This window comes from Corynebacterium sp. p3-SID1056, assembly GCF_025152525.1.
Classification (GTDB): domain Bacteria; phylum Actinomycetota; class Actinomycetes; order Mycobacteriales; family Mycobacteriaceae; genus Corynebacterium.
Genome location: NZ_JALXXL010000013.1, coordinates 15870 through 39001 on the forward strand (window position 1 = coordinate 15870; position 23132 = coordinate 39001).

Below are 23132 nucleotides of genomic sequence, written 5' to 3' on the forward strand. Positions count from 1 at the left end.
ACACTCATAGAAAAATCGACACGTCGCGCTGACGTGTCGATTCGGTGTACATGTCGGGTCTTACTCGCTTGCGCGGGAGTGGTTGAGCATGTCCTCCCACTCCACAATCTTCTTCCGCTCGCGCGGGAAATTCGTGTCCGCTTCGCCGAGGGCGCGCTCTGCCTCGTCGAGCTTGTACCAGCCGGCCCAGGTGGCGTAGTCAATGCCGCGCTCGCGCAGCAGGCCGAGGATGTCGTCGATGCCGGTGTGCGACGGCGCGGCAAGCTTACCTGCGTCCGCGTCGGCGAGCAGCATGTCGGTGGTTTCCTTCGCATCGGACTTGGTGTTGCCGATCAGGCCGACCGGGCCGCGCTTGATCCAGCCGGTGACGTACAGCTTGTCCTCGGGTGCGGCACCCTCCTCGGCGGAGGCGAGCACGCGGCCGCCGTCGTTCGGGATGACGTGGCGGTTGAGGTCGAAGGGCACGCCCTCGACGGGCTCGGAACGGTAGCCGACTGCGTGGTAGACCTGCTGGACCGGCCAGTCGGTGAACTTGCCGGTGCCCTTGATGCCGCCGTTGCCATCGAGCTCCTGGCGCTCGGTGCGGATGCCGGTGGTGTTACCGGCCTCGTCCACCAGAACCTCCACCGGCTCCTCGAAGAAGTGAATGTGAATCTTGTGCGGCGCATCGTCCGGCTCGCGCATGGCGTACTGCTCGAGCACCTGGCAGTTCAGGTCGATGGACTTGTCCGCGCGGCGGACTTCCTCGCTGGCGGCGTCGTAGTCGATGTCTTCCGGGTCGACGAGGACCTGGATGGTATCCGACAGGTCCATCTCGCGCAGTTCCTTCGGGGTGAACTTGGCCTGCGCCGGGCCGCGGCGGCCGAACATGTGGACCGTTTCGGCCTGGTTCTTCTTCAGCGACTCGTACACGTTGTCCGGGATCTCGGTGACGGCGAGCTCGTCGCCGGTCTTGGCCAGCACGCGCGAGATATCGAGGGCGACGTTGCCCACGCCGATGACGGCCACTTCCTTGGCTTCGAGGTTCCAATCGCGTTCGAAGCGGGGGTTGCCGTCGTAGAAGCCGACGAACTCGCCGGCGCCGATGGACTTATCGCCGTTCGGGATGAGCAGCTCGCGGTCGCGAACAGCGCCGGTGGACACGATCACCGCGTCGTAGTAATCGCGCAGCTCGTCGATGGTGATGTCGCGGCCGACGGTGACGTTGGCGATCAGGCGCAGGTTGTCCTTATCCAGCACCCGGTGCAAGGACTTGACGATGCCCTTGATGCGCGGGTGGTCGGGGGCGACGCCGTAGCGGATCAGCCCGAAGGGGGCGGGCATCTGCTCGAAGAGGTCGACGTGGATGTCGTGCTCCGCGTTGCGGAGGAGGAGGTCGGATGCGTAAATGCCGGCTGGGCCGGCGCCGACGACGGCGACGCGCAGACTCATGTAAGGGGTGTCCTTTCGAGGTTGGGAACCGTTTATTATTCAACCAATATAGCGTATAGACAGCTTGGTCTGAAAGTTGGGGCGTGTCAAGGGCTGCGCTTCTCGACGCCCCTCCGCCCGCCTATTCGTGCAGCGCATCGTAGGTATTGGCCAGCGAAAAAATGACAGACCGGGTGGTCCGATTGTAGTAAAAGTGGGTTGGCGCGACGTCGATAAGCGCACTACTTGGTCTGTAAAGGAATACATTCACAATAAAGGGCAAGGTCAGGGCGGGTGAATCCCCAAACGCTTGCCACAGACCGCTTGGTACGGCACACTCGACCGCACAGTAAAAACGTGCCGCACACCATAGACCGCTCGGTCTGTGCCGCTAGGAGGAAAACATGACCGTAACGACCGCCACCCGCGAGGTGAAGGCCCGCGCCAAGAAGCCCGAGGGACAGTGGCGCATCGACGGGACCGACCCGCTGAACCACGACGAGGAGCTCAAGCAGCGTGAGCCCGTCATGGAGGTAAAGCAGCGTGTCATTGGTACCTACGCCAAGGGCGGGTTCGACTCGATCGACCGCGAGGACCTGTACCCGCGCTTTAAGTGGTTGGGCCTGTACACGCAGCGCAAGCAGAACCTCGGCGGCGAGCACACCGGCGAGGATAACGCCGTGCTGGAGGACAAGTACTTCATGATGCGGATTCGCTTCGACGGCGGTATCTGCTCCACGGAGCAGGCGCGCGTGGTCGGCGAGATCTCTCGTGACTTTGCGCGCTCTACCGTGGACCTCACCGACCGGCAGAACATCCAGCTGCACTGGGTGCGCATCGAAGATGTACCCACGATCTGGGAAAAGCTCGAGGCCGTCGGTCTGAACACCTGGGATGCCTGCGGCGACGTGCCGCGCGTGGTGCTTGGCTCGCCGGTCGCCGGCATTGCTAAGGACGAGATCATCGACGCGACCCCGGCTATCCGCAAGATCCAAGAGATTGTCACCGACGAGGAGTTCCAGAACCTCCCGCGCAAGTTCAAGTCCGCCATCTCCGGCAACGCGCGCCAAGACGTGGTGCACGAGATCAACGACCTCGCCTTCATTGGCGTCGAGCACCCCGAACTCGGCCCGGGCTTCGAGTGCTACGTCGGCGGCGGCCTTTCCACCAATCCGATGCTCGCGCAGTCGCTCGGCGCTTTCGTCACGCTCGAGCAGGTACCCGAGGTGTGGGCTGCGGTCGTGCGCATCTTCCGCGACTACGGCTACCGCCGCCTGCGCAACCGCGCGCGCCTGAAGTTCTTGGTGGCCAAGTGGGGCGCGGCCAAGTTCCGCGAGGTGCTCGAGACCGAGTACTTGGGCTATGCGCTTCCCGACGGCCCGAAGGCCCCGAACAACCTGATCGACCGCGACCACATCGGCGTGCATGAGCAAAAGGACGGCAACGTCTACATCGGTGTGAAGCCGACGCTGGGGCACATGTCCGGCGAGCAGCTCATCGAGGTCGCCGAGGTGGTTGAGCGCTACGGCTCCACCTCCCTGCGCTTTACTCCCTTCAAGGAGCTGCTCGTACTCGACATTGCGCCCGAGCACGTCGAGGCGCTGCAGGCTGACCTGGAGTCGCTCGGCCTGTACGCCAAGCCCAGCGAGTTCCGCCGCGGCCTGCTTTCCTGCACTGGCCTGGAGTACTGCAAGCTCGCGCACGTGACCACCAAGTCGCGCGCTATCGAGCTTGCCGACGAGCTGGAGGAGCGCTTCGGGGATCTCGACAGCCCGATCACCATCTCGCTCAACGGGTGCCCGAACGCGTGCGCCCGCCACCACGTCTCCGACATCGGACTGAAGGGCCAGACGGTGACGAACGCAGAAGGTGAGCGCGTCGAGGGCTTCCAGGTGCACCTGGGCGGCACGGTCGGCGAGGGGGCGAACTTCGGCCGCAAGTTGCGCGGCCACAAGGTCGCCTCGACCGAGCTGACGGACTACGTCACCCGCGTGGTGCAAAACTACGTGGACAACCGCGACAAGGGCGAACTCTTCCGCGACTACCTGCTGCGCGCCGACGAGGAGTTGCTGCGATGAGTTTTCGCCGCGAGCCAAACCCGAACCGCAATCACCCCACCTTTTGCCCGTATTGTTCGGGCGAGGGGCTGTGGCCAAACGAGGAGACCGATTTCGCGTGGAAGTGTGACGCGTGCCTGCGTATTTTTGAGGTCAAGTTCTATGGACAGGACGACCCAGAACATGCGCCCGCGCCGGCTCGGTCCACCCCGCAGGCGCTGCAGGACTCGCTCGCTCGCCACGGCCACACCGCGGTAGCGCGAAATGATGGAGGAAGTAAATGATCAACCTTTTGCAGGGCGATAGCTCGCAGTACAAGGACCCGGAAGTAAGCCCGGAAGGTCCAACCAGTACTGCGCCGCTCGACGAAGACATAGCGGCGCGCAACGCCGAGCTCGTCGACAGGTACGCCGATTCGCTGTACGAGGCCAGCGCGGCCGAGATCTTGCGCTGGGCCCACGACCACGCACCGGGCCCGCTCGTGGTCACACTCTCGATGGAAAACACAGTGCTCGCGGAGCTGTCCAAGCGGTACCTGCCGGGTGCCGACTTCCTCTTCCTCGATACCGAGTACCACTTCCCGGAGACCCTTGAAGTGGCCGAGAAGGTCGAGCAGCGCTACCCCGAGCACACGCTGGTACGCGCGACTGCCCAGTTGAGCCGTCGAGAGCAGGACGAGGTATACGGGCCGAACCTGTACCGCCGTAACCCCACCGCCTGCTGCCGGATGCGCAAGGTGGAGCCGCTGGCGGTGCACATGAGCCCGTACGTCGGCTGGGTCACCGGCGTGCGCCGCGCCGACGGGCCCACCCGCGCGGAAGCGCCGGCGCTGAGCCTGGATCGTACGGGCAGGCTCAAGCTGTCGCCGCTGGTGACCTGGTCGTTGGAGGATACGGACGCTTTTATCGCCGACCGCGACTTGATCGTCCACCCGCTGACCACCCAGGGGTACCCCTCCATCGGCTGCGCAACGTGTACGTTGCCAGTGGCCGAGGGCGAGGACCCGCGCGCCGGGCGCTGGGCGTTCGCGCAAAAGACCGAGTGCGGCCTGCACACCGACTAGATCACGCTGGAGCAAGGAGCTTTTGACACACATGACTGTTGCAACGAACGAGGCGCGTACCACCGGCGGTGCGCTCTCGCCGCACCTGAAAGACCTCGAAGACGAATCGATCCACATCCTGCGTGAAGTCGCAGGCCAATTCGACAAAATCGGCCTGCTGTTCTCCGGCGGGAAGGACTCCTGCGTGGTGCTCGAGCTGGCGCTGCGCGCGTTCGCCCCAGCCGCGATGCCCATCGAGCTGCTGCACGTTGATACCGGCCACAATTTCCCGGAGGTGCTCGAGTTCCGCGACCGCGTCGTGGAGAAGTACGGGCTGCGCCTGCGCGTGGCCAAGGTGCAGGATTGGATCGACCGCGGCGATCTCGCGGAGCGTCCCGACGGCACGCGCAACCCGCTGCAGACCGTGCCGCTGGTAGAGACCATCGCCGAGGTGGGCTACAACGCCGTGCTCGGCGGCGCGCGCCGCGACGAGGAGCGCGCCCGCGCCAAGGAACGCGTCTTCTCCGTACGCGATTCCTTCGGCGGTTGGGATCCGCGCCGCCAGCGCCCCGAGCTGTGGGACCTGTACAACGGCGCGACCCTGCCGGGGGAGAACGTGCGCGTGTTCCCCATTTCTAACTGGACCGAGGCTGACGTGTGGGAGTACATCGGCGCCCGCGGTATCGAGCTGCCGAGCATCTACTTTGCGCACGACCGCGAGGTGTTCAACCGCGACGGCATGTGGTTGACGGCCGGTGAGTGGGGCGGCCCGCGCGAGGGCGAAACGCTCGAGACCCGCCGCGTGCGCTACCGCACGGTGGGCGATATGAGCTGCACCGGTGCTGTTGAGTCCGACGCAACAACGATCGACGCGGTGCTCGCCGAGATCGCCAATTCCACCCTTACCGAGCGCGGCGCGACGCGCGCCGACGACCGCCTGTCCGAGTCCGCCATGGAGGACCGCAAGAAGGAAGGTTACTTCTGATGACTGTCGCCCAAGCTGCTTCCGCAACTGACCTGCTCGCCGCGCGCCAGACGCTGCGACTGTGCACCGCTGGCTCCGTCGACGACGGCAAGTCGACGTTCGTCGGCCGCCTCCTGCACGACACGAAGTCGGTGCTGGCCGACCAGCTCGCTTCTGTTGAGCGCAGCTCAGCAGACCGCGGCTTCGAGGGGCTCGACCTAAGCCTGCTTGTCGACGGCCTGCGCGCCGAACGCGAACAAGGCATCACCATCGACGTGGCCTACCGCTACTTCGCCACCGACAAGCGCACGTTCATCCTCGCCGACACCCCGGGGCACGTGCAGTACACCCGCAACACGGTCACCGGCATGTCCACCTCCCAGGTCGTGGTCCTGCTTGTCGACGCCCGCAACGGCGTCGTCGAACAAACGATCCGGCACCTCACGGTGGCGAAGCTGCTCGGCGTGCGCACCGTGATCCTCGCGGTGAACAAGATCGACCTGGTCGACTACTCCGAGGACACCTTCACCCAGATCAAGGACACCTTCGAAGCGAAGGCCCGCGGGCTGGGCATCGAGCAGCCGATCGTCGTGCCGATCTCCGCGCTCAAGGGCGACAACGTGGTCGAGCGCTCGACCAACATGGATTGGTACACCGGCCCCACGGTCCTTGACGTGCTCGAGGAGATCCCGGTGCACTCGGGCCGCGCCCTAGACCTCGACTTCCGCTTCAACATCCAGTACGTGCTGCGCGAGCACGCCAGCGACTACCGCGCGTACGCGGGTCGGATCAACGCCGGCACGATCAACGTCGGCGATACGGTGACCACCCCGCACGGGCGCACCACCACCGTTGTCGGTATCGACACCTCCGACGGCGAGGTGGACTCGGCCCGTGCTGGGCAGTCCGTCGCGCTGCGGCTTGCCGACGACATCGACCTCGTCCGCGGTGACCTGCTTGCCGCAGGCGAACGACCGGAGGCGACGCGTGAGTTCGAGGCGACCGTCGTCGGCTTGTCGGAAAAGGACCTTACAGCCGGCAAGGCGGTGAAGTTGCGCTACGGCACCGCCCTGGAGCGCGCCCGCGTTGTGGCCATCGAGCGCACCCTGGACATCGACTCCGCAGACAACGACGTGCTCGATCCGGCTGCGGTGGGCTTGAACGACATCGCACACGTGACCATTCAGACTGCGGGCGAGCTGCCGGTGGAGGACTACGCCGCCCGCGGCGCGGTGGGCAACTTCCTGCTCATCGACCAGGCCTCCGGCAACACGCTCGCCGCCGGCCTGGTGGGCAAGCGCCTGCGCTAGGAGTACGCCAATGGTTGCCCTGCTCACGCTCTCGCACGGTTCCCGCCACCCGCGGGCCCGCGCAGGCGTGCGCGCGTTAACCGGCGCGGCGGCGCAGCGGCTCGGGGTGCCGTGGTTGGACGCTCACCTGGATTTTGATCAGCCCAACCTCGAGGATGCCGCCCGCGAGCTCGCAGCCCGCGGGGAGGACCGCGCCATCGTGGTGCCACTGCTGTTTACCCAGGCCTTTCACGCCAAAAACGACGTGCCTGCGCACATGCGGGCCGCCGCCGAGTTTTTGCCCCTGACCCGGGCCGCAAGCATCGGGTTGGGCGAGGACCTCATCGATGTGCTTGCCGCGCAAGCGCTCGCCGACGCCCCACCCCACGCCCACCTCGTCGTCTACCCGGTCGGCACGTCCGACGCGGCGCAGGCGGCGCGGTACGAAGGGGTGCGGCGGGGCGTCGAGAAGCGAACTGGGCGCGCAACACACCTGATTGGCGCAACGCGCGGCGGGCCTGAGGCGCTCGCCGAGCAGGCGCGAAACACCCCGACCCACCTCCTCCCACTCTTTGTCACCGACGGCCTCCTGCTCGATACGGCACTGGCCGCCCTGGCGCCATTTTCCGAGGCCACGGCCTCGAAACCCCTTACTACGGCACTCGCGGACATCGTGGCACACCGCTTCCGCGTGGCGCTTGAAGGAGCTTCCCATGTATAAACCCAGCACACTTTTGCTCATCGCTGTCGCAGGACTTGCGGCGCAGCTTGTCGACGGTGGCCTCGGCATGGGCTTCGGCGCCACTTCCACGACGATCCTGGTCATGCTCGCCGGCCTCGGTCCTGCTGCTGCCTCTGCGGTCGTGCACACCGCCGAGCTGGGTACGACTCTTGCCTCGGGCGTGGCGCACTGGCGCTTTGGCAACGTTGATTGGAAGGTCGTGGCGCGCATTGGCGTGCCGGGCGCAATCGGTGCCTTTATCGGCGCGACGGTACTGGCCAACCTGTCGACTGAGGCGGCGCAGCCGGTGATGTCGCTGATCCTGGCGCTCATCGGGCTGAATCTGATGATCCGCTTTTCCCGCGGGCTCACGCAGCGGAAGCTGGAGACACAGCCGCACTCCACGCAGTTTTTGGGCGGGCTCGGACTGTTCGGCGGGCTTGTTGACGCGACCGGGGGCGGCGGCTGGGGACCGGTGACCACCTCGACGTTGTTGGCCGCGGGACGCAGCGAGCCGCGGCGCATCGTGGGCACCGTCAACACGGCGGAGTTCTTGGTCACCGCTGCCGCGACCGCGGGCTTCGCTATCGGCATGTGGCACGACCTGGTGGCCAACCTCGCCGCCGTGCTGGCGCTTCTGGCCGGAGGCATGGTTGCCGCCCCGATCGGCGCGTGGTTGGTCTCCCGCCTCAACCCGATTCTGTTGGGCGGGGTGGTGGGCACCCTCATCGTGTTCCTCAACCTGCCGAAGGTGCTTGCTGCCGTCGGGGTGCCTGACGACGGGCTGTGGGCCGCGCGGGGTGTCGTGGTGCTCCTCGGCGCGGCGCTGTCCTGGCGCGGCGTGCACCGGGCGCGAGCCACGAAAGCGGAAACGCCCGCCCCGGTGAACGAGGACCCGCAGCGGCAGACGACGCGGGTGCACGCAGCCTAGCTACTTGGCAAACTCCTTCACCAGGGCGGCGTTGAAGGCCTCGAGGTCGGCCGGGGTGCGCGAGGAGATGAAGCCGGAATCCACCACGACCTCCTCGTCAACCCAGTTGGCACCGGCGTTGACCAGGTCGGTCTTCACGTTGGCGACCGAGGTGAGTGTGACGCCCTTGAGCAGGTCGGCGTCGGTAAGGATCCAACCGCCGTGGCAGATCACGCCGATCGGTGCGCCGGCGGCCTTGAAAGCCTTGACCAGCTCCACTGCGGGTGCGTCCACGCGGATCGCGTCCGCGTTCAAGGTGCCGCCAGGCAGGATGAGCGCATCATAATCAGCGGCGTTCGCCTCTGCGGTGGTGAGATCCACCTTGACGGTGGCACCCTTCTTGCCTTCGATCTCGCCGCTTGCAGGCGCGATAACGGCGGCGGTGGCGCCGGCGGCCTCGACGGCCTCCTTGGGCGAAGTCAGCTCCGAATCCTCGAAGCCGTCGGTAGCGATAATTGCAATCTTTTTGCCATTCAGGTCAGCCATGATGCTCCTTAAATTTCTTCGGGTGCATTACGGGGCCCAGGGTAGGGGCGACCCTGTGCGGCTCGCCACCTATTCGTCGTTTACCGCGCCGCGCGGCACCTTCGTCGAGCCGAGGGAGGTGTCTTCGACTGGTTTCTTCTCCCGCTTGGCAATGCGGACCATGTGGTCGCGCACGGCGAAGAACGCTTGCTTGGAATCGAGCGTCTCGCTCTGTGAGGTTGAGATCTGTATATCGTCCGCGGTGATCTCGCCAGTACGCAGTGAAACCATCTCGGCCCAGTAGCGGAACCAGACGGCCACGACGGCGGCCACGGGGACGGCCAGGAACGCGCCGACGATGCCGAAGATCGTGCCGCCGAGCGCGACAACGAGCAGCACGATTGCCGCGTGCAGGCCCATCGCCTGGGACTGCAGGATCGGCTGGAGGATGTTGCCCTCGATCTGCTGCACGGCGATGATGAGGACGAGTACGAACACGGCGTTCATGAAACCGTTCGACACCAGCGCGATGATCACGGCAAGTGCGCCGGCGGTAAAGGCACCGACGATCGGCACGAAGCCGGCGAAGAACGTGGTGACCGCAAGCACCGGCCACAGCGGCACACCGAGGACGAGCAGGCCGATGCCGATGAAGATGGCGTCGACCGCAGACACGATCGCCTGGGTGCGGATGAACCCGGACAGGGTGTTCCAGGAGCGCATGCACACCTCGGTGAGGTGCCAGCCGGCCTTCACACCGACGTACTGGCGCAGCCACGGCAGGAAGCGGTCGCCGTCCTTGAGGAAGAAGAAGGTGAGAATCAGCGTGAGCACGAGCGTCGTGCCGACCGAGGCGATCGCGCCGATGCCGGAGAAGACGCCGGAAGCGATATTCGACGCCTGCCCGCGCAGCGCATCGGCCGCCTGCGAAAGCTGCTCGCGAATCTGGTTCGGGTCAATGATGGAAGGATCGACCCGCTCATTGACCCAGGCGATGATCTGGTCGATACCCTGGCCGGCCTGCTCGTAGAGCTGCGTGCCCTGCTTCTTTACGGTCGGCCCCATTGCGGCGAAGATGCCGGCGATGATGCCGAAGAAGCCGATGATGACGGCGAATGTGGCCAGCGCTGCCGGGAACTTTTTGGAGCGCAGCCAGCGCACCGGCGGCCACAGGACGGTGCTCACAATCAGTGCGAGGAAAATGGGGAGCAGCCCCATCCACACGAACTTGAGCAGGTAGAGCAAAATTGCCGTGGCGGCAACGATGATGATGAAGCGCAGCGCCCACGCGGCAGCGGTGCGCCCATCTGCGGCAATAACCTCGCCGCGGTCGGTGGGCTCATTGGAGAGCTCCTGGGCGGCGTCGGCCGGGGTGGGCATCATGTCGACTTCTTCGACGGTGGTGTCGAGTGCGCCGACGAAGTCGTTTGTGTTCTTCTCAGTCACGCTGCTCATTGTGCCAGACGGACGGGCAAAGAAATCATCCACGTTGCCGCGAAATGACGATTCATTGACAGATTAAGGGGGTGCCTAATCTAACAATGTCTTGATTCACGCTGGTCACGGGTGATCTATGGGGGTTGCTGGATGGGCGTGGCGTCGATAAGCGCTATGCCCTAGCTCGCTCCTAGGATTGCGTGTAGGGTAGGTCACATTCCATCCTCAATTAGCGAAAGGAAACAAGGACGTGACTGTCTACCCCAATCCTGGCACTGCTGATTCCCCCGTGAAGTTCCGTGAGCAGTACGACAACTACATCGGCGGTCAGTGGGTCGCCCCGGTCGACGGTGAGTACTTTGACAACATCACCCCGGTGACCGGCGAGACCTTCTGTCGCGTGGCGCGCGGCAAGGAAGCGGACATCAACCTGGCGCTGGACGCGGCGCACAAGGCGGCGCCGGCGTTTGGCAAGACTTCTCCGGCGGAGCGTGCGCTGATGCTGCACCGCATCGCGGACCGGATGGAGGAGCACCTCGAGGAGATCGCGGTGGCCGAGACCTGGGAAAACGGCAAGGCCGTGCGTGAGACGCTCGCTGCCGATATCCCGCTGGCTATCGACCATTTCCGCTACTTTGCGGGCGCGATCCGCGCGCAGGAAGGCCGCCTCAGTCAGATCGACGACAACATGGTGGCCTATCACTTCAACGAGCCGCTCGGAGTGGTCGGGCAGATCATTCCGTGGAACTTCCCGCTGCTCATGGCGGTGTGGAAGCTCGCCCCGGCGCTGGCGGCCGGCAATGCTGTGGTGATGAAGCCGGCGGAGCAGACCCCGGCCTCCATCCTCTATCTGTTGGATCTTGTGGGTGATCTGATCCCCGATGGCGTGGTCAACGTGGTCAACGGCTTCGGCGATGAGGCGGGTGCGGCGCTGAGCGGGTCCGACCGTATCGCCAAGATCGCGTTCACCGGCTCGACGCAGGTGGGCAAGATCATTAACAAGGCGGCCGCGGACAAGGTCATCCCGGTCACCCTGGAGCTGGGCGGCAAGTCGCCGTCGCTGTACTTCGAGGACATCTTTGCCCACGACGACAACTTTAAGCGCAAGGCGATCGAGGGCTTTGCCATGTTCGCGCTGAACCAGGGCGAAGTCTGCACCTGCCCCTCGCGCGCGCTGATCCACGAGTCGATCGCCGACGAGTTCCTCGAGCTCGGCGTGGAGCGAGTCAAGCAGATCAAGGTGGGCAACCCCTTGGACACCGAGGTGCAGATGGGTGCGCAGGCCTCGCAGGAGCAGATGGATAAGATCAGCAGCTACCTCGAACTCGGGCCGAAGGAGGGGGCGGAAACGCTCACCGGCGGCAACGTGAACAAGCTCGAGGGCTTTGAAAACGGCTTCTACATCGAGCCGACCGTGTTCAAGGGCACGAACGATATGAAGATCTTCCAGGACGAGATCTTCGGGCCCGTGATGTCGGTGACCACGTTCAAGGACTTCGACGACGCGATCCGTATCGCCAACGACACGATCTACGGGCTGGGTGCGGGCGTGTGGTCGCGCAACCAGAACACGGTCTACCGTGCCGGCCGCGCGATCCAGGCGGGGCGCGTGTGGGTGAACCAATACCACTCGTACCCTGCTCACGCCGCCTTCGGTGGCTACAAGCAGTCCGGCATCGGCCGCGAGAACCACCTGATGATGCTGAACCACTACCAGCAGACCAAGAACCTGCTCGTCTCCTACGACGAGAACGAGACCGGGCTGTTCTAGGCTCCCGTCCGACCTCAGTGCCCCGCCGCTGCCGCGTAGCTTGCGCGCCAGCGGCGGGGCCCGCTGTCTTCCTTCCCATATACAAGAAAAGAGTTTCCCGTGAATACCAACCGTTTTGCCGCCGCGGCTCTTGCCGTCTCCCTCACTGCTTCGGCAGTTGCCGCTCCACCGGCGCAGGCCTACGAGACCAGATATGACGCCGAGAACAACCAGTGCACCATCACCTTTACGGACAAGGACACCGAACGTGTCAACGGTGCCTACTCTGTGCTGTTTGCCCGGCTGGGCGAGCAGGTCCGCGACAGCTTCGAGGGTGAGGAGGCGAAAGACCAGGCCACAACGGTGTGGGAGTACGGCCAGCGCAAGGACGTCAAGAGCGCGAGCGATCTGCCGGTGCCCGCGGACCGGAAGGTTTCGGACGCGCAGGCCGCGCTTGCGCTGGGCAAGCAGAAAGATAAGTACTGGCGCATGGTTGGCTTTATCAACGCGTCGAAAAATGACGTGATTACCGAGCAGAAAATCACGATCACCCCGGAGAAGGCGCACGAGCTCGGCCCGCTGTACGGCGTGGACTTCGGGCCCGTCGTGGGTGGAACCGCCGGCGGCGTCCTCTTCGGCACGAGCTTTGTGGAGATCCGCGACGGGATCATCGACTCAGCCAAGACCTATGCGCCAGAGTTTGCCGGGCCGGTCATCTCCTATTACCAGGCGTTCTCGGACTGTGCCGAGGGCAAAACGCGCAGCAGCTCGGTGTTGCCGGCAAGCTCCATGACGTCGAGCCAAACGACCGGGCTCGCCATCGCCGGAGTAGTGGTTGGGCTCATCGCTCTCGTCGGTTTGGGCTACGCCGCCCGCCCGCTTATCGACGATGCGCTGGCCCAATTCCAGCGCTAGACCTTCCCAAAAATATGAGTTGACCTGCTTGAACGAAGAAAGTTGAGTCGAGCGGGAACAACTTTGGGGCGTGTGCCGTTGTAAGGATTGAGTGCGACAGGCTCAACTCTGGTAGGCCATCTGTTACAGTGGTTGCCGTGAAGTTGAGTCGATGCACATCAACTTACTGATAAACCCCACGTATACAGGAGGAAAAGCACATGGCACGCGCAGTAGGTATTGACCTCGGTACTACGAACTCGGTCGTCTCCGTCCTGGAGGGCGGCGAGCCGGTCGTTATCGCGAACGCGGAGGGCTCCCGTACGACCCCGTCCGTCGTTGCTTTTGCAAAGAACGGCGAGGTGCTGGTTGGCCAGTCCGCGAAGAACCAGGCGGTGACCAACGTCGACCGCACCATTCGCTCCGTCAAGCGCCACATGGGCGACGACTGGACCATCAACATCGATGACAAGAACTACACCCCGCAGGAGATCTCGGCGCGTACGCTGCAGAAGCTGAAGCGCGACGCCGAGGCTTACCTGGGCGACGAGGTCACCGATGCAGTGATTACCGTCCCGGCGTACTTCGAGGACGCACAGCGTCAGGCCACCAAGGAGGCCGGCCAGATCGCAGGCCTGAACGTCCTGCGTATCGTCAACGAGCCGACCGCTGCCGCGCTGGCTTACGGCCTGGAGAAGAACGACTCCGAGCAGACCATCCTCGTCTTCGACCTGGGCGGCGGTACCTTCGACGTCTCCCTGCTGGAGATCGGCGACGGCGTGGTCGAGGTGCTCGCTACCGCCGGTGACAACGAGCTGGGCGGCGATGACTGGGATAACCGCATCGTCGAGTGGCTGGTAGACAAGTTCAAGTCCGCACAGGGCGTTGACCTGTCCAAGGACAAGATGGCGATGCAGCGTCTGCGCGAGGCTGCGGAGAAGGCGAAGATCGAGCTGTCCTCCTCCCAGCAGGCCTCCATCAACCTGCCGTACATCACCGTTGATGCGGAGAAGAACCCGCTCTTCCTGGACGAGACCCTGACGCGCACCGAGTTCCAGAAGATCACCTCCGATCTGCTGGATCGCACCAAGACGCCGTTCAACCAGGTGATCAAGGACGCTGGCCTCTCGCTCGGCGACATCAACCACGTCGTGCTGGTCGGTGGCTCCACCCGTATGCCGGCTGTCTCCGACCTGGTCAAGGAAATGACTGGCAAGGACCCGAACAAGTCCGTCAACCCGGACGAGGTCGTGGCCCTGGGCGCTGCCCTGCAGGCTGGCGTGCTCCGCGGCGACGTCAAGGACGTGCTGCTGCTCGACGTCACCCCGCTTTCCCTCGGCATCGAGACCAAGGGTGGCGTGATGACCAAGCTGATCGAGCGCAACACCACGATCCCGACCAAGCGTTCCGAGACCTTCACCACCGCTGAGGACAACCAGCCCAGCGTGCAGATTCAGGTCTTCCAGGGCGAGCGCGAGATGGCGTCCGCGAACAAGCTGCTCGGTTCCTTCGAGCTGGCAGGTATCGCTCCGGCGCCGCGCGGTGTGCCGCAGATCGAGGTCACCTTCGACATCGACGCCAACGGCATTGTCTCGGTCTCTGCGAAGGACAAGGCCACCGGCAAGGAGAACACGATCAAGATCCAGGACGGTTCTGGCCTGTCCCAGGAAGAGATCGACCGCATGGTCAAGGACGCGGAGCAGCACGCGGAAGAGGACAAGAAGCGCCGCGAGGAGCAGGAGACCCGCAACGGTGCAGAAACCGCCGCGTACCAGACCCGCAAGTTCATGGACGACAACGCTGACAAGCTGCCGGAGGATCTGAAGACCCGCGTGACCGAGGCCGCAGACGCGGTCGACGAGGCACTCAAGGGCGACGACCTCGAGGCCGTGAAGTCCGCGGTGGAGAAGCTGAACACTGAGTCGCAGGAGCTGGGCAAGGTGCTCTACGAGGCGCAGGCCAACGAGGGTGCTACCCAGGCTGACGCGCCGGCCGACGACAACGTGGTCGACGCCGAGGTTGTTGAGGATGACGCAGAGGAGTCCAAGGACTCCGACAACAAGTAAGTCAGGAAGTGGTGAAGGTTATGACGAACCCGAACCCGGAGATGCCGGAAGATCCAGGCGCGCCGGAGCATACCGACGAGGAAGCCGTCACCCCTCAGGAGGCGGAGGCCGCAGCCAGCATCGATGAGGAGCTCAACGACATCGAGGCCGCGGTTGCCGAAGACGAGGGTGAAAGCGACGTCGAAAAGGAGCTCGCGGAGCGCACCGAGGATCTGCAGCGTGTCAGCGCGGAGTACGCGAATTACCGTCGCCGTACCGAGCGCGAGCGCGGCCAGATCGCCGAGCACGCGAAGGCGAAGTTCGCGGGCGAGCTGCTGCAGCTTCTCGACGACCTCGACCTGGCCGAACAGCACGGCGACTTGAAGGAGGGCCCGCTGAAGGCTTTCGCCGACAAGTTCCGCAGTGTGCTCGCCGGTCAGAAGGTCGAAGCCTTCGGGGCTGAGGGCGACGCCTTCAACCCGGAGATCCACGAGGCGGTCCAAGACCTGTCCTCGGGCGGCGAGCAGGTGATCGGCAGTGTGCTCCGCAAGGGGTACAACGTCGGTGACAAGCTCATCCGCAACGCGATGGTGATCATTGCGGATCCTGCTGAACCTGCCGAAGAGGCGGACACAGCGGGCGAAGACGCCTAAGGCCACGCGCGGCTATTAGGTAAGCGGCCGGGGAACGAGGAAGCGAGCAGCACGCGGACTCTTCCCCGGCCATTTTTATAAAACGAAACACAATTTAGCCACGTACATCGCACTACAGTTGTGTGAAAGGAGGGTGCGAGATGGCAATGCAACAGGAATGGGCAAACAAGGACTACTACGGCGATCTCGGAGTGTCCTCGAGCGCCTCGGCGGCAGACATTAAGAAGGCATACCGCAAGCTCGCCCGCGAAAACCATCCCGACTCCAACCCCGGCAACAAGGCCGCGGAGGAGAAATTTAAGCGGGTGGCCGAAGCGTACGACGTGTTAGGCAACGAGCAAGACCGCAAGGAATACGACCAGTTCAAGTCCATGATGGGCTCCGGCGGCTTCGGTCGCTTCGGGGGAGGTGGTTCCGGCTTTCCGGGCGGGTTTCGCACGACGCAAACGGACTTCTCCAACTACTCCGACTTCTCCGACGTCTTCGGACACGCCGGTGCTGGACAAGCTGGAGACGGCGGCCTTGGTGATCTCTTCGGTGGCCTCTTTAACCGCGGCGGCGCTGCTGGCAGGAACGCTCGGCCGTCGCGGGGGGCCGACGTCGAAACGGAAATAACGCTCGATTTCCGCGAGGCGGCGAAGGGCACGACCTTCCCGGTGGAACTGACCGGCGAGGCCCCGTGTACCACGTGCCACGGCTCCGGCTCTAAGGACGGGAAGACGCACCGGTGCGGCCAGTGCGGTGGCTCCGGCTACGTGCGGGAAAACAGCGGCGCTTTCGGCATGGCGCGCCCGTGTAGCGAGTGCCAGGGCACCGGCGAGATTATCGAGGACCCCTGCACCACCTGCCGCGGCACCGGCACGGTGCGCCGCACCCGCAGCATCACCGTGCGGATCCCCGCCGGCGTGATCGATGGGCAGAAGGTGCGCCTGGCCGGTCAAGGCGAGGCGGGGCCGAACGGTACTCCAGCCGGCGACTTGTTCGTGCACGTGCATGTGCGCGAGGACGCGGTGTTTACCCGCTCCGGCGACGACCTTGAGGTCACCGTCCCCGTTTCCTTCGGCGAGCTCGCCCTTGGCGGCACCGTGACCGTGCCGACGCTGGAGAAGCGCGTGCGCGTGAAGATCCCGGCGGGCACCCCGAACGGGCGCACCCTGCGCGTGAAGGGTCGCGGCGTGCCGCGCAAGTCTGGCAAGGCAGGCGACCTGCTCGTCACCGTCGAGGTGGCGGTGCCGAAGGACCTGGATGCGGCAGCCACCAGCGCGTTGCGCGCCTACCACCAGGCGGAGCGGGATGCTGGCTTTGACCCGCGCGCCGGGTGGGCCGGTAACCAGTAGGAGGTGGTGCACACATGGCGAAGGAGACGGAGCAGTACTTCGTGATCTCCGTGGCCGCGGAGCTCACCGGCATGCACGCCCAAACGCTGCGCACCTACGACCGGATGGGCCTGGTCACCCCGATGCGTACGAGTGGCGGCGGGCGTCGTTACTCGCGCCGCGACATCTCCCTGTTGCGCCGGATTCAGCAGCTGTCCCAGGAGGACGGCGTGAACCTGGCCGGTATCAAGACGATCATCGAGCTGACCGAGCAGATCGATGATTTGCAAGAGGAGCTCGCCGCCAAGCACGAGGAGAACGCGCAGCTGCGCAGGCGCTTGGAGTCGCGCCCCCGCGGCGGCGAGCTCGTGCACGTGCCGCGCTCGACCGCGGTGGTGACGTGGGAGCCCGCCGCTTCTCGACGCCGCCGGCGCTAGCCGCCGAACTCGATCGCCGCAGCGCCGCCGATGTGGCGCAGGTTGGACTTTGCCAGGTTGAACAGGCGACCCACGCCGCCTTCGAGGAAGGCGGTGCGGGCGCCCGACTTGGTAAAGCCCTTCATCATGTCCCAGGTAATCCCCGGCGGCAGGGAAAGGGCCTCCGGGTCGGTGACGATGTCAACCAGTACCGGGCCGTCGTAGGCTAGTGCCTCCTTGAGCATGGGCTCGAGGTCTTCGGGTTCTTCGATGCGGAAGGACTTGATGCCTGCGCCCTCGGCAATTTCGGCGTAGTTGGCCTGCTCGTGGTCGGTGCCGAAGTAGGGCATGCCGGCCACCATCATCTCCAGCTTGACCATGCCGAGCGAGGAGTTGTTGAAGCAGATGACCTTCACCGGCAGCTGGTGCAGCTTGATGGTGAGCAGCTCGCCCATGAGCATGCCGAGTCCGCCGTCGCCGGACCAGGAGATCACCTGGCGGTCGGGCTGCGCGGCCTGCACGCCGATGGCCATCGGCAGGGCGTTGGCCATGGTGCCGTGGAGGAAGGACGCAGCTTCGTCGCGCTTGCCGTTGGGGGTGAGGTAGCGCGAAGACCACACGTTGCACATGCCGGTATCGACGGTGAAGTAGGCGTCATCGTCGGCAAGCTTGTCCAGCACGGAGGCAGCCAGCTCGGGGTGAATTGGCTTCTTCGACTCGAAGGCCTCCGAGGTGTAGCTCTTCACCACGTGGTCGAGCAGCTGGTAGTGGCGCTTGAGCATTTTGTCCAAGAAGGCGCGGTCCGTCTTCTCTTCCACGTGGGGAAGGATGTTCTCGATCACGCTCTGTACATCGCCGACAACCGGGTAGTCCACCTTCGTGCGACGGCCGATGTGCGCGCCGTCGATGTCGATCTGCGCGACGTTCTCGTCCGGCAGCCAGTCGGTGTAGGGGAAGTCGGTACCCACCATGATGAACAGGTCAGACTCTTCCATCGCGTCAAGGCAGGCACCGTAGCCGAGCAGCCCGGACATGCCCACGTCGAAGGGATTGTCGTACTCGAAGTACATCTTGCCGCGGAAGGAGTGGCCGATGGGGGCCTTGATCTTCTCCGCGAGCGCGAAGACCTCGTCGCGGGCGTCGCGCGCGCCGTAGCCGCAGAACAGCGTGACCTTGTCGGCCTTGTTGATCGCCTCGACCAGGCGCGCGGCCTCGTGCGGATCCGGGTAGACGCGCTTGTTCTTGCCGGTGGCGTAGACGGAGTCGGCGCTCAACGGGCCCTCCGGGGCGTCCGTAGCGAAGACGTCGCCAGGCACGACCATCACGGAGACGCCTTCGCCTGCCAGCGTGTTCTGCACGGCGTTGTGGAACACGCGCATGCCCTGCTCCGCGTTGTGCACGACCTCGCAGTAGGAGGAGCACTCCTGGAAGAGTAGCTCGGGGTGCGTCTCCTGGAAGAAGGAGGAGCCGATTTCAATCGTGGGGATGTGCGAGGCGATGGCCAGAAGCTTCGAACCGTTGCGGTGCGCCTCGAACAGGCCTTGGACGAAGTGGGTGTTGCCCGGCCCGCAGGACGCGCCGCAGACGGCGAGCTCGTCGGTGGCAAGCGCGTCCGCGCCGGCGGCGAAGGCTGCGGCCTCCTCGTTGCGCACGTGAACCCACTCGATTTCGCTCTGGCGTACGGCATCGGACAGCGGGTTTAGTGAGTCGCCGACCAGCCCGTAAATACGCTTAATACCGAGTGCTTCGAGTTTGGAAACTAACGCTTGTGCAAAATTTTCAGCCATGAACCTTCCCTTTGGTGATCGATCACGCAATTGCCAATCATGCTACGTTTTTTCGTCGGCCTTTTGGGCTGCTTGTGTTAAGGCTGACAGGAACGTCGGGTCTGTGAAGTAGTCGGTATGGCTGCCGGTCACTCCTTCAATTTCGATAGCACCGTAGCTTGGGTGCGCCGGTGAGGCCCCGAGCGCCGCGGCGGGCCCGGAGCGTAAGACGAGGATGATGTCCTCGGGTGAGTCGACGACGTAGACCTGGGAGTCTGGGCCGGCGAGTGTGAGATCGTCGACGCTGTCGCCGGCGACTCCAGCGCTGCCGACGAGCCACAGGTCGTCGACAAGCAGCCCGCCCTCGACTGCCGCCCTGGTGGGCACGAGCGTGCCGTAACTGTGTGCGACGAGGGTCTTTTGCGCGTCGGGGAAGCGTTCGTCGAGCGCGGCCTGGAAGCGCGAGAGGTTGCCTGCGCCGCGGCGGGCCGGGGTTTGGATGCCGGCGTCGGGGAGGTTGGCGGGCGGGCCGTAGCCCTGCCAGACCACGACCGCGGCACCGGTGCGTGCGGCGATACGCTGCGCTTTGTCGAGCTCACCGCCCAGGTCCTCCGGTTTGCCCGTGTGCGTGCCGGCGACCATGGTGATGATCCGCGTTGGCGCGTGCGTATCGCCGACCATTGCGGTGGTGCTTGCAGGCCCGGCCTCGAGGATTGTGGCGCCGTGGTCTTCGATGGCGCGGCGAGTCGTTGCAGGCACGGTGGCGATGTGACGCGCGTGCAGCTCATCGACTGATTCGTTGGGGTGGTGGAAAAGCTCGTCGATCGTATGTTGTGGAATATTCGTGCGCAGCGCGTCGCCCGCCGCCTCGTCGAGTGCGAAAGACAGTTGGTTGAGCCAGAGGATCAGCCGGTAGTGGCCGTAGCGCGTCGCGAGCTCGGCAAAGCGGTCCAGCAGTTCGTGCACTTCAGCGGTGGTGTCGAGGATGGTGCTGATGCGTGCAAGCTCCGCGTCGTGCCCGCGAAGTGCGTCCTGCTGCGCGTGGAGCCGGCCCACTGCGGCGTCGGCGGCGGGGCCGGCAAAGCCAGAGGCGGGCAGCGCGTGTACTGCATATACAGCATTACGCAATTGCTTGTCGACGTCTCCACGCACCCGCCCCAACTCCCACACCGCACCCCGAAGCTGCGCGGTAACAAGGGTCGGTTTGTAGGTCGCGCTATGCATATGTGAGCTTTCGGGCGAGTTCGGCGTCGAGGCGGCAGGTGGTGTCGGCGAAGTCGGCGACTGATCCGAGGTGTGAGGCTATCGCGTGCACGGTGCGGTGGATGCCCTGTGTAAGTTCCGCGTGCGCGTCTGTCAATGCGTGTGCGGTGCGTGATGGGTTGAGGGGGATAGGAGGATAGTTCGAGGCGTGTGGAATGTGTCTACGAGCTTCGTTGGCGGTCTCTTCTGAAATAACTAAAACGGTCATGGCGCAACCGTAATATACGAATTACGTTTGCGCAAGGCCCTGCCGCGCCTAGTTGAGTTATGGCAGGGTTGGGGCATGAAACTCGCGTGCATCCAGACCACCACCGGCCCCTCCGTGCGTGACAATGTGGCGCTTATTGCCCCGCTGATTCGCGCCGCTGCAGCCGAAGGGGCGACGCTGATCGTGCTCCCCGAGGCAACGAGCCAGGCTTTCGGCCAGGGCCGCCTGGACACGCAGGCGGCGGGCCTTGATGGCGAGTTTGCAACGCAGCTTGCTGCGCTGGCGAAGGAAACCGGGACCACTATCGTTGCTGGGACCTTCCGCCCTGCCGATACGCGCGAGGTCGAGGGGAAGACGATCCACCGGGTGTTCAATACCGCGCTGGTCACTGGCGCGGACGTGCATACGGGCTACGACAAGATCCACACGTACGATGCCTTCAATTACCGCGAATCCGACACCGTCCGTCCTGGTGATGAGCTGCTGCTCTTCGAGCATGAGGGAACGAAGGTTGGCGTTGCGGTGTGCTTTGACATCCGTTTCCCGGAGCAGTTCCGCGAGCTCGCGCGACGCGGCGCTGAGGTGATCGTCGTGCCGACGAGCTGGGCCGACGGCGAAGGCAAGCTCGAGCAGTGGCGGCTTTTGACCTGCGCCCGTGCGCTCGATTCTGGCGCATTTATCGCAGCCGCCGGCCAGGCGCGCCCCGACTTTTTGGAAAAGGCAGGGCAGGAATCGGGGCCCACCGGTATCGGCCACTCCGTGGTGGCCGCACCCGACGGCACCGTGGTGGCCGAAGCGGGCTACGGGCCGGAAACACTCATCGTCGATATTGATCTCGGGCGTGTCGCCGAGACGCGAAGGGCCCTGCCGGTGGTCGAGATCGAGGCTTCGACAACCATGCGTTAGCGCCGAACCCCTTCCTTAAAAAACTGCGCAATGCGCAGTTTTCGGGCGGATTGTGTACATATGTTCGCCCACTACTAGTTTTCGTGAATGCTCCCTTAAAAAACTGCGCATTGCGCAGTTTTCACTCCTCTAATTGGAGCGAAATTATTGCACAAACATGCTTGCTATAAGGGGTTGTAGAATCTTCGAAAAGCGCAGGTAGCAACCATGTTCTGGCGTGATGTTAGGCTTTCTTTTCAAACGTCACACGCCCACTTAAACCCACAAGGAAACCTGCAGCAATGACTACTCCAACCGGTACCACCGATGATCTGAAGCTCCACCGCTCCCCGTCGACGCAATTCGAAAAAATAATCGGTCAAGAGGAGGTGCAAGCCATTGCTGATCGAATCGAAGCAACCTTCGGCGGTATCACGCGCCACAAAGCGCGCCTCCTCTACGACATCGGTGTTTTCGACTCGCTGCGCCTCGCCCCGAAATGCGGCGCGAAAACGACCGCCGGCTGGCTCATCCGCCGTCTCGGCATCTCGCAAACTACCGCGCACGAATACGTCCGCGTCGCTCGGAAATTGACCCGCCACGGCCTGCTCGCCGGAGCCTTCGCCGACGGGGTAGTGAACTACTCCAAGGTCCGACTGCTGATGCCGTACCTGGCCAAGAACGACGAGCAACTGTTGGTCGACATGGCGAGGGACTACACCTACCACCAACTCGAAGCCGAACTCGCCCTGCTTGAGCGCGACGACGAGGACGACCAGGCCAAGGCGAAACCGAGGTCGTACGTGCGTATCGCCGAGCGTAAGAACGGTCGCTTCGGTCTCTGGGCGGATCTCAGCCCACTGGAAGGAGCGCAGGTCGCCGCGGCGCTCAAAATTGGCGAGCTGGCCTACCACGACGTCGACTTGCAAGACGTCGTTGAGCGCGACGCTGTCGACGAGACCCTGGATGCGTTGCCAACCTCCTCGGGGTTCGGCACGCCCACCGGCAGGGTGATGCTCGCGGCTTTCATGGGCATGGTCAATATCGTGCGTTCACGGCCGAAAAACCCGCTGCGTACCCCGGGCGCGCACGTCAACATCGTCACTACCGTCGACGGAGGGGCGTATCTGCCGGTGGGCGGGAGCGCGGCGTCGACAAGCGTGGCCCACGCGGTGGCCAATGCGATGGTGCGCATCAACACGGTGAACGAAGATGGGCTAATTATCAATACGTCGCGCGCGTCGCGCTTGGCCACTGACGGCCAGGTGAACGCGATGATGACCATGTGGGGCGGTAAATGCGCGATGCCCGGATGCAATCACTCCAAGTTCATCGAGCTCCACCATGTCCACGACTGGGCAGCAGGGGGATCCACCGATCTGGATAACCTCATTCCGCTCTGCTCGGCGTGCCACTCGCTCGTCTCGGACGAGTTCATCCAGATCAAAGCTGACGGGCCGGATTACCACTTCGTCTTTCCCGACGGGACCAGGCACGTGTCGGTGAATTATCGGCGACCGAAACGCGAGGATACTGCCCTTACCCTCGCCGAATACAACGCGCTCGACGACGGTTAAGGGG

At 64.3% G+C, this 23132-nt stretch carries 20 protein-coding genes; 15 read left to right on the top strand and 5 right to left on the bottom strand.

The window, feature by feature from the left end:
- Nucleotides 1-60 precede the first annotated feature (60 nt).
- Complete coding sequence (locus M3G14_RS10545; protein WP_259926486.1) at nt 61-1431, bottom strand: FAD-dependent oxidoreductase; 1371 nt, start codon at nt 1429-1431, stop codon at nt 61-63.
- A gap of 383 nt (nt 1432-1814) precedes the next feature.
- Here M3G14_RS10545 and M3G14_RS10550 point away from each other — a divergent pair, with 383 nt between their 5' ends.
- From M3G14_RS10550 to M3G14_RS10580, 7 genes are read left to right on the top strand one after another with little or no spacing between them, the layout of a single operon-like run.
- Nucleotides 1815-3488 (top strand): nitrite/sulfite reductase, encoded by a 1674-nt coding sequence (locus tag M3G14_RS10550; RefSeq protein WP_259926487.1) that lies wholly within the window; start codon nt 1815-1817, stop codon nt 3486-3488.
- Nucleotides 3485-3751, top strand: a complete 267-nt coding sequence (locus M3G14_RS10555) for a hypothetical protein (RefSeq protein WP_259926488.1) — start codon at nt 3485-3487, stop codon at nt 3749-3751. The genes M3G14_RS10550 and M3G14_RS10555 overlap by 4 nt, the downstream gene beginning before the upstream one ends.
- Nucleotides 3748-4530, top strand: coding sequence for a phosphoadenylyl-sulfate reductase (locus M3G14_RS10560; RefSeq protein ID WP_259926489.1), 783 nt, complete (start codon nt 3748-3750; stop codon nt 4528-4530). Before M3G14_RS10555 ends, M3G14_RS10560 begins: the two co-directional genes overlap by 4 nt.
- A 31-nt stretch (nt 4531-4561) precedes the next feature.
- Nucleotides 4562-5494: a sulfate adenylyltransferase subunit CysD gene (cysD, locus tag M3G14_RS10565; RefSeq protein ID WP_259926490.1), complete on the top strand. Its 933-nt coding sequence runs from the start codon at nt 4562-4564 to the stop codon at nt 5492-5494.
- Nucleotides 5494-6783, top strand: a complete 1290-nt coding sequence (locus M3G14_RS10570; protein WP_259926491.1) for a sulfate adenylyltransferase subunit 1 — start codon at nt 5494-5496, stop codon at nt 6781-6783. The genes cysD and M3G14_RS10570 overlap by 1 nt, the downstream gene beginning before the upstream one ends.
- 10 nt (nt 6784-6793) lie before the next feature.
- A complete protein-coding gene (locus M3G14_RS10575) occupies nt 6794-7483 on the top strand; it encodes a sirohydrochlorin chelatase (protein WP_259926492.1) in 690 nt (229 codons plus the stop codon).
- Complete coding sequence (locus M3G14_RS10580; RefSeq protein WP_259926493.1) at nt 7476-8414, top strand: sulfite exporter TauE/SafE family protein; 939 nt, start codon at nt 7476-7478, stop codon at nt 8412-8414. The genes M3G14_RS10575 and M3G14_RS10580 overlap by 8 nt, the downstream gene beginning before the upstream one ends.
- Here M3G14_RS10580 and M3G14_RS10585 read toward each other — a convergent pair whose 3' ends face one another.
- Nucleotides 8415-8939 (bottom strand): type 1 glutamine amidotransferase domain-containing protein, encoded by a 525-nt coding sequence (locus M3G14_RS10585; protein WP_259926494.1) that lies wholly within the window; start codon nt 8937-8939, stop codon nt 8415-8417.
- A gap of 69 nt (nt 8940-9008) precedes the next feature.
- The gene (locus tag M3G14_RS10590; protein ID WP_259926495.1) at nt 9009-10364 is read right to left on the bottom strand and encodes an AI-2E family transporter; all 1356 of its coding nucleotides are present in this window, start codon (nt 10362-10364) and stop codon (nt 9009-9011) included.
- A gap of 241 nt (nt 10365-10605) precedes the next feature.
- Between M3G14_RS10590 and M3G14_RS10595 the strand changes: the two genes are divergently transcribed.
- The 6 genes from M3G14_RS10595 to M3G14_RS10620 all read left to right on the top strand — a co-directional run bounded on the left by M3G14_RS10595 (nt 10606) and on the right by M3G14_RS10620 (nt 17450).
- Nucleotides 10606-12126: an aldehyde dehydrogenase family protein gene (locus M3G14_RS10595; RefSeq protein ID WP_259926496.1), complete on the top strand. Its 1521-nt coding sequence runs from the start codon at nt 10606-10608 to the stop codon at nt 12124-12126.
- Between the two features lie 99 nt (nt 12127-12225).
- Nucleotides 12226-13020 (top strand): hypothetical protein, encoded by a 795-nt coding sequence (locus M3G14_RS10600; protein ID WP_259926497.1) that lies wholly within the window; start codon nt 12226-12228, stop codon nt 13018-13020.
- 200 nt (nt 13021-13220) lie between these two features.
- Nucleotides 13221-15065 carry a molecular chaperone DnaK gene (dnaK, locus tag M3G14_RS10605; RefSeq protein WP_259926498.1) on the top strand — a complete coding sequence of 615 codons (1845 nt, stop codon included), beginning with the start codon at nt 13221-13223 and terminating at the stop codon, nt 15063-15065.
- Between the two features lie 20 nt (nt 15066-15085).
- Nucleotides 15086-15697 carry a nucleotide exchange factor GrpE gene (grpE, locus tag M3G14_RS10610; RefSeq protein WP_259926499.1) on the top strand — a complete coding sequence of 204 codons (612 nt, stop codon included), beginning with the start codon at nt 15086-15088 and terminating at the stop codon, nt 15695-15697.
- Between the two features lie 140 nt (nt 15698-15837).
- Nucleotides 15838-17034 carry a molecular chaperone DnaJ gene (gene dnaJ / locus M3G14_RS10615; protein ID WP_259926500.1) on the top strand — a complete coding sequence of 399 codons (1197 nt, stop codon included), beginning with the start codon at nt 15838-15840 and terminating at the stop codon, nt 17032-17034.
- Between the two features lie 14 nt (nt 17035-17048).
- The gene (locus M3G14_RS10620) at nt 17049-17450 is read left to right on the top strand and encodes a heat shock protein transcriptional repressor HspR (RefSeq protein WP_259926501.1); all 402 of its coding nucleotides are present in this window, start codon (nt 17049-17051) and stop codon (nt 17448-17450) included.
- Here M3G14_RS10620 and M3G14_RS10625 read toward each other — a convergent pair.
- The gene (locus M3G14_RS10625) at nt 17447-19216 is read right to left on the bottom strand and encodes a pyruvate dehydrogenase (protein ID WP_259926502.1); all 1770 of its coding nucleotides are present in this window, start codon (nt 19214-19216) and stop codon (nt 17447-17449) included. The genes M3G14_RS10620 and M3G14_RS10625 overlap by 4 nt on opposite strands.
- Before the next feature lie 42 nt (nt 19217-19258).
- Nucleotides 19259-20347, bottom strand: coding sequence for an alpha/beta hydrolase family protein (locus M3G14_RS10630; RefSeq protein WP_259926503.1), 1089 nt, complete (start codon nt 20345-20347; stop codon nt 19259-19261).
- A 394-nt stretch (nt 20348-20741) separates the two neighbouring features.
- Here M3G14_RS10630 and M3G14_RS10635 point away from each other — a divergent pair, with 394 nt between their 5' ends.
- The gene (locus M3G14_RS10635) at nt 20742-21572 is read left to right on the top strand and encodes a carbon-nitrogen hydrolase family protein (RefSeq protein WP_259926504.1); all 831 of its coding nucleotides are present in this window, start codon (nt 20742-20744) and stop codon (nt 21570-21572) included.
- A gap of 281 nt (nt 21573-21853) precedes the next feature.
- Nucleotides 21854-23128 carry an HNH endonuclease gene (locus tag M3G14_RS10640; RefSeq protein WP_259926505.1) on the top strand — a complete coding sequence of 425 codons (1275 nt, stop codon included), beginning with the start codon at nt 21854-21856 and terminating at the stop codon, nt 23126-23128.
- Nucleotides 23129-23132: the final 4 nt, after the last annotated feature.

Bases quoted from the DNA above. Each gene is read 5' to 3' on its own strand.
- dnaK (WP_259926498.1), top strand. From the start codon at position 13,221: ATGGCACGCGCAGTAGGTATTGACCTCGGTACTACGAACTCGGTCGTC.
- M3G14_RS10550 (WP_259926487.1), top strand. From the start codon at position 1,815: ATGACCGTAACGACCGCCACCCGCGAGGTGAAGGCCCGCGCCAAGAAG.
- grpE (WP_259926499.1), top strand. From the start codon at position 15,086: ATGACGAACCCGAACCCGGAGATGCCGGAAGATCCAGGCGCGCCGGAG.
- dnaJ (WP_259926500.1), top strand. From the start codon at position 15,838: ATGGCAATGCAACAGGAATGGGCAAACAAGGACTACTACGGCGATCTC.
- M3G14_RS10575 (WP_259926492.1), top strand. From the start codon at position 6,794: ATGGTTGCCCTGCTCACGCTCTCGCACGGTTCCCGCCACCCGCGGGCC.
- M3G14_RS10640 (WP_259926505.1), top strand. From the start codon at position 21,854: ATGACTACTCCAACCGGTACCACCGATGATCTGAAGCTCCACCGCTCC.
- M3G14_RS10620 (WP_259926501.1), top strand. From the start codon at position 17,049: ATGGCGAAGGAGACGGAGCAGTACTTCGTGATCTCCGTGGCCGCGGAG.
- M3G14_RS10570 (WP_259926491.1), top strand. From the start codon at position 5,494: ATGACTGTCGCCCAAGCTGCTTCCGCAACTGACCTGCTCGCCGCGCGC.
- M3G14_RS10635 (WP_259926504.1), top strand. From the start codon at position 20,742: ATGAAACTCGCGTGCATCCAGACCACCACCGGCCCCTCCGTGCGTGAC.
- M3G14_RS10625 (WP_259926502.1), bottom strand. From the start codon at position 19,216: ATGGCTGAAAATTTTGCACAAGCGTTAGTTTCCAAACTCGAAGCACTC.
- M3G14_RS10545 (WP_259926486.1), bottom strand. From the start codon at position 1,431: ATGAGTCTGCGCGTCGCCGTCGTCGGCGCCGGCCCAGCCGGCATTTAC.
- M3G14_RS10585 (WP_259926494.1), bottom strand. From the start codon at position 8,939: ATGGCTGACCTGAATGGCAAAAAGATTGCAATTATCGCTACCGACGGC.
- M3G14_RS10555 (WP_259926488.1), top strand. From the start codon at position 3,485: ATGAGTTTTCGCCGCGAGCCAAACCCGAACCGCAATCACCCCACCTTT.
- cysD (WP_259926490.1), top strand. From the start codon at position 4,562: ATGACTGTTGCAACGAACGAGGCGCGTACCACCGGCGGTGCGCTCTCG.
- M3G14_RS10580 (WP_259926493.1), top strand. From the start codon at position 7,476: ATGTATAAACCCAGCACACTTTTGCTCATCGCTGTCGCAGGACTTGCG.
- M3G14_RS10560 (WP_259926489.1), top strand. From the start codon at position 3,748: ATGATCAACCTTTTGCAGGGCGATAGCTCGCAGTACAAGGACCCGGAA.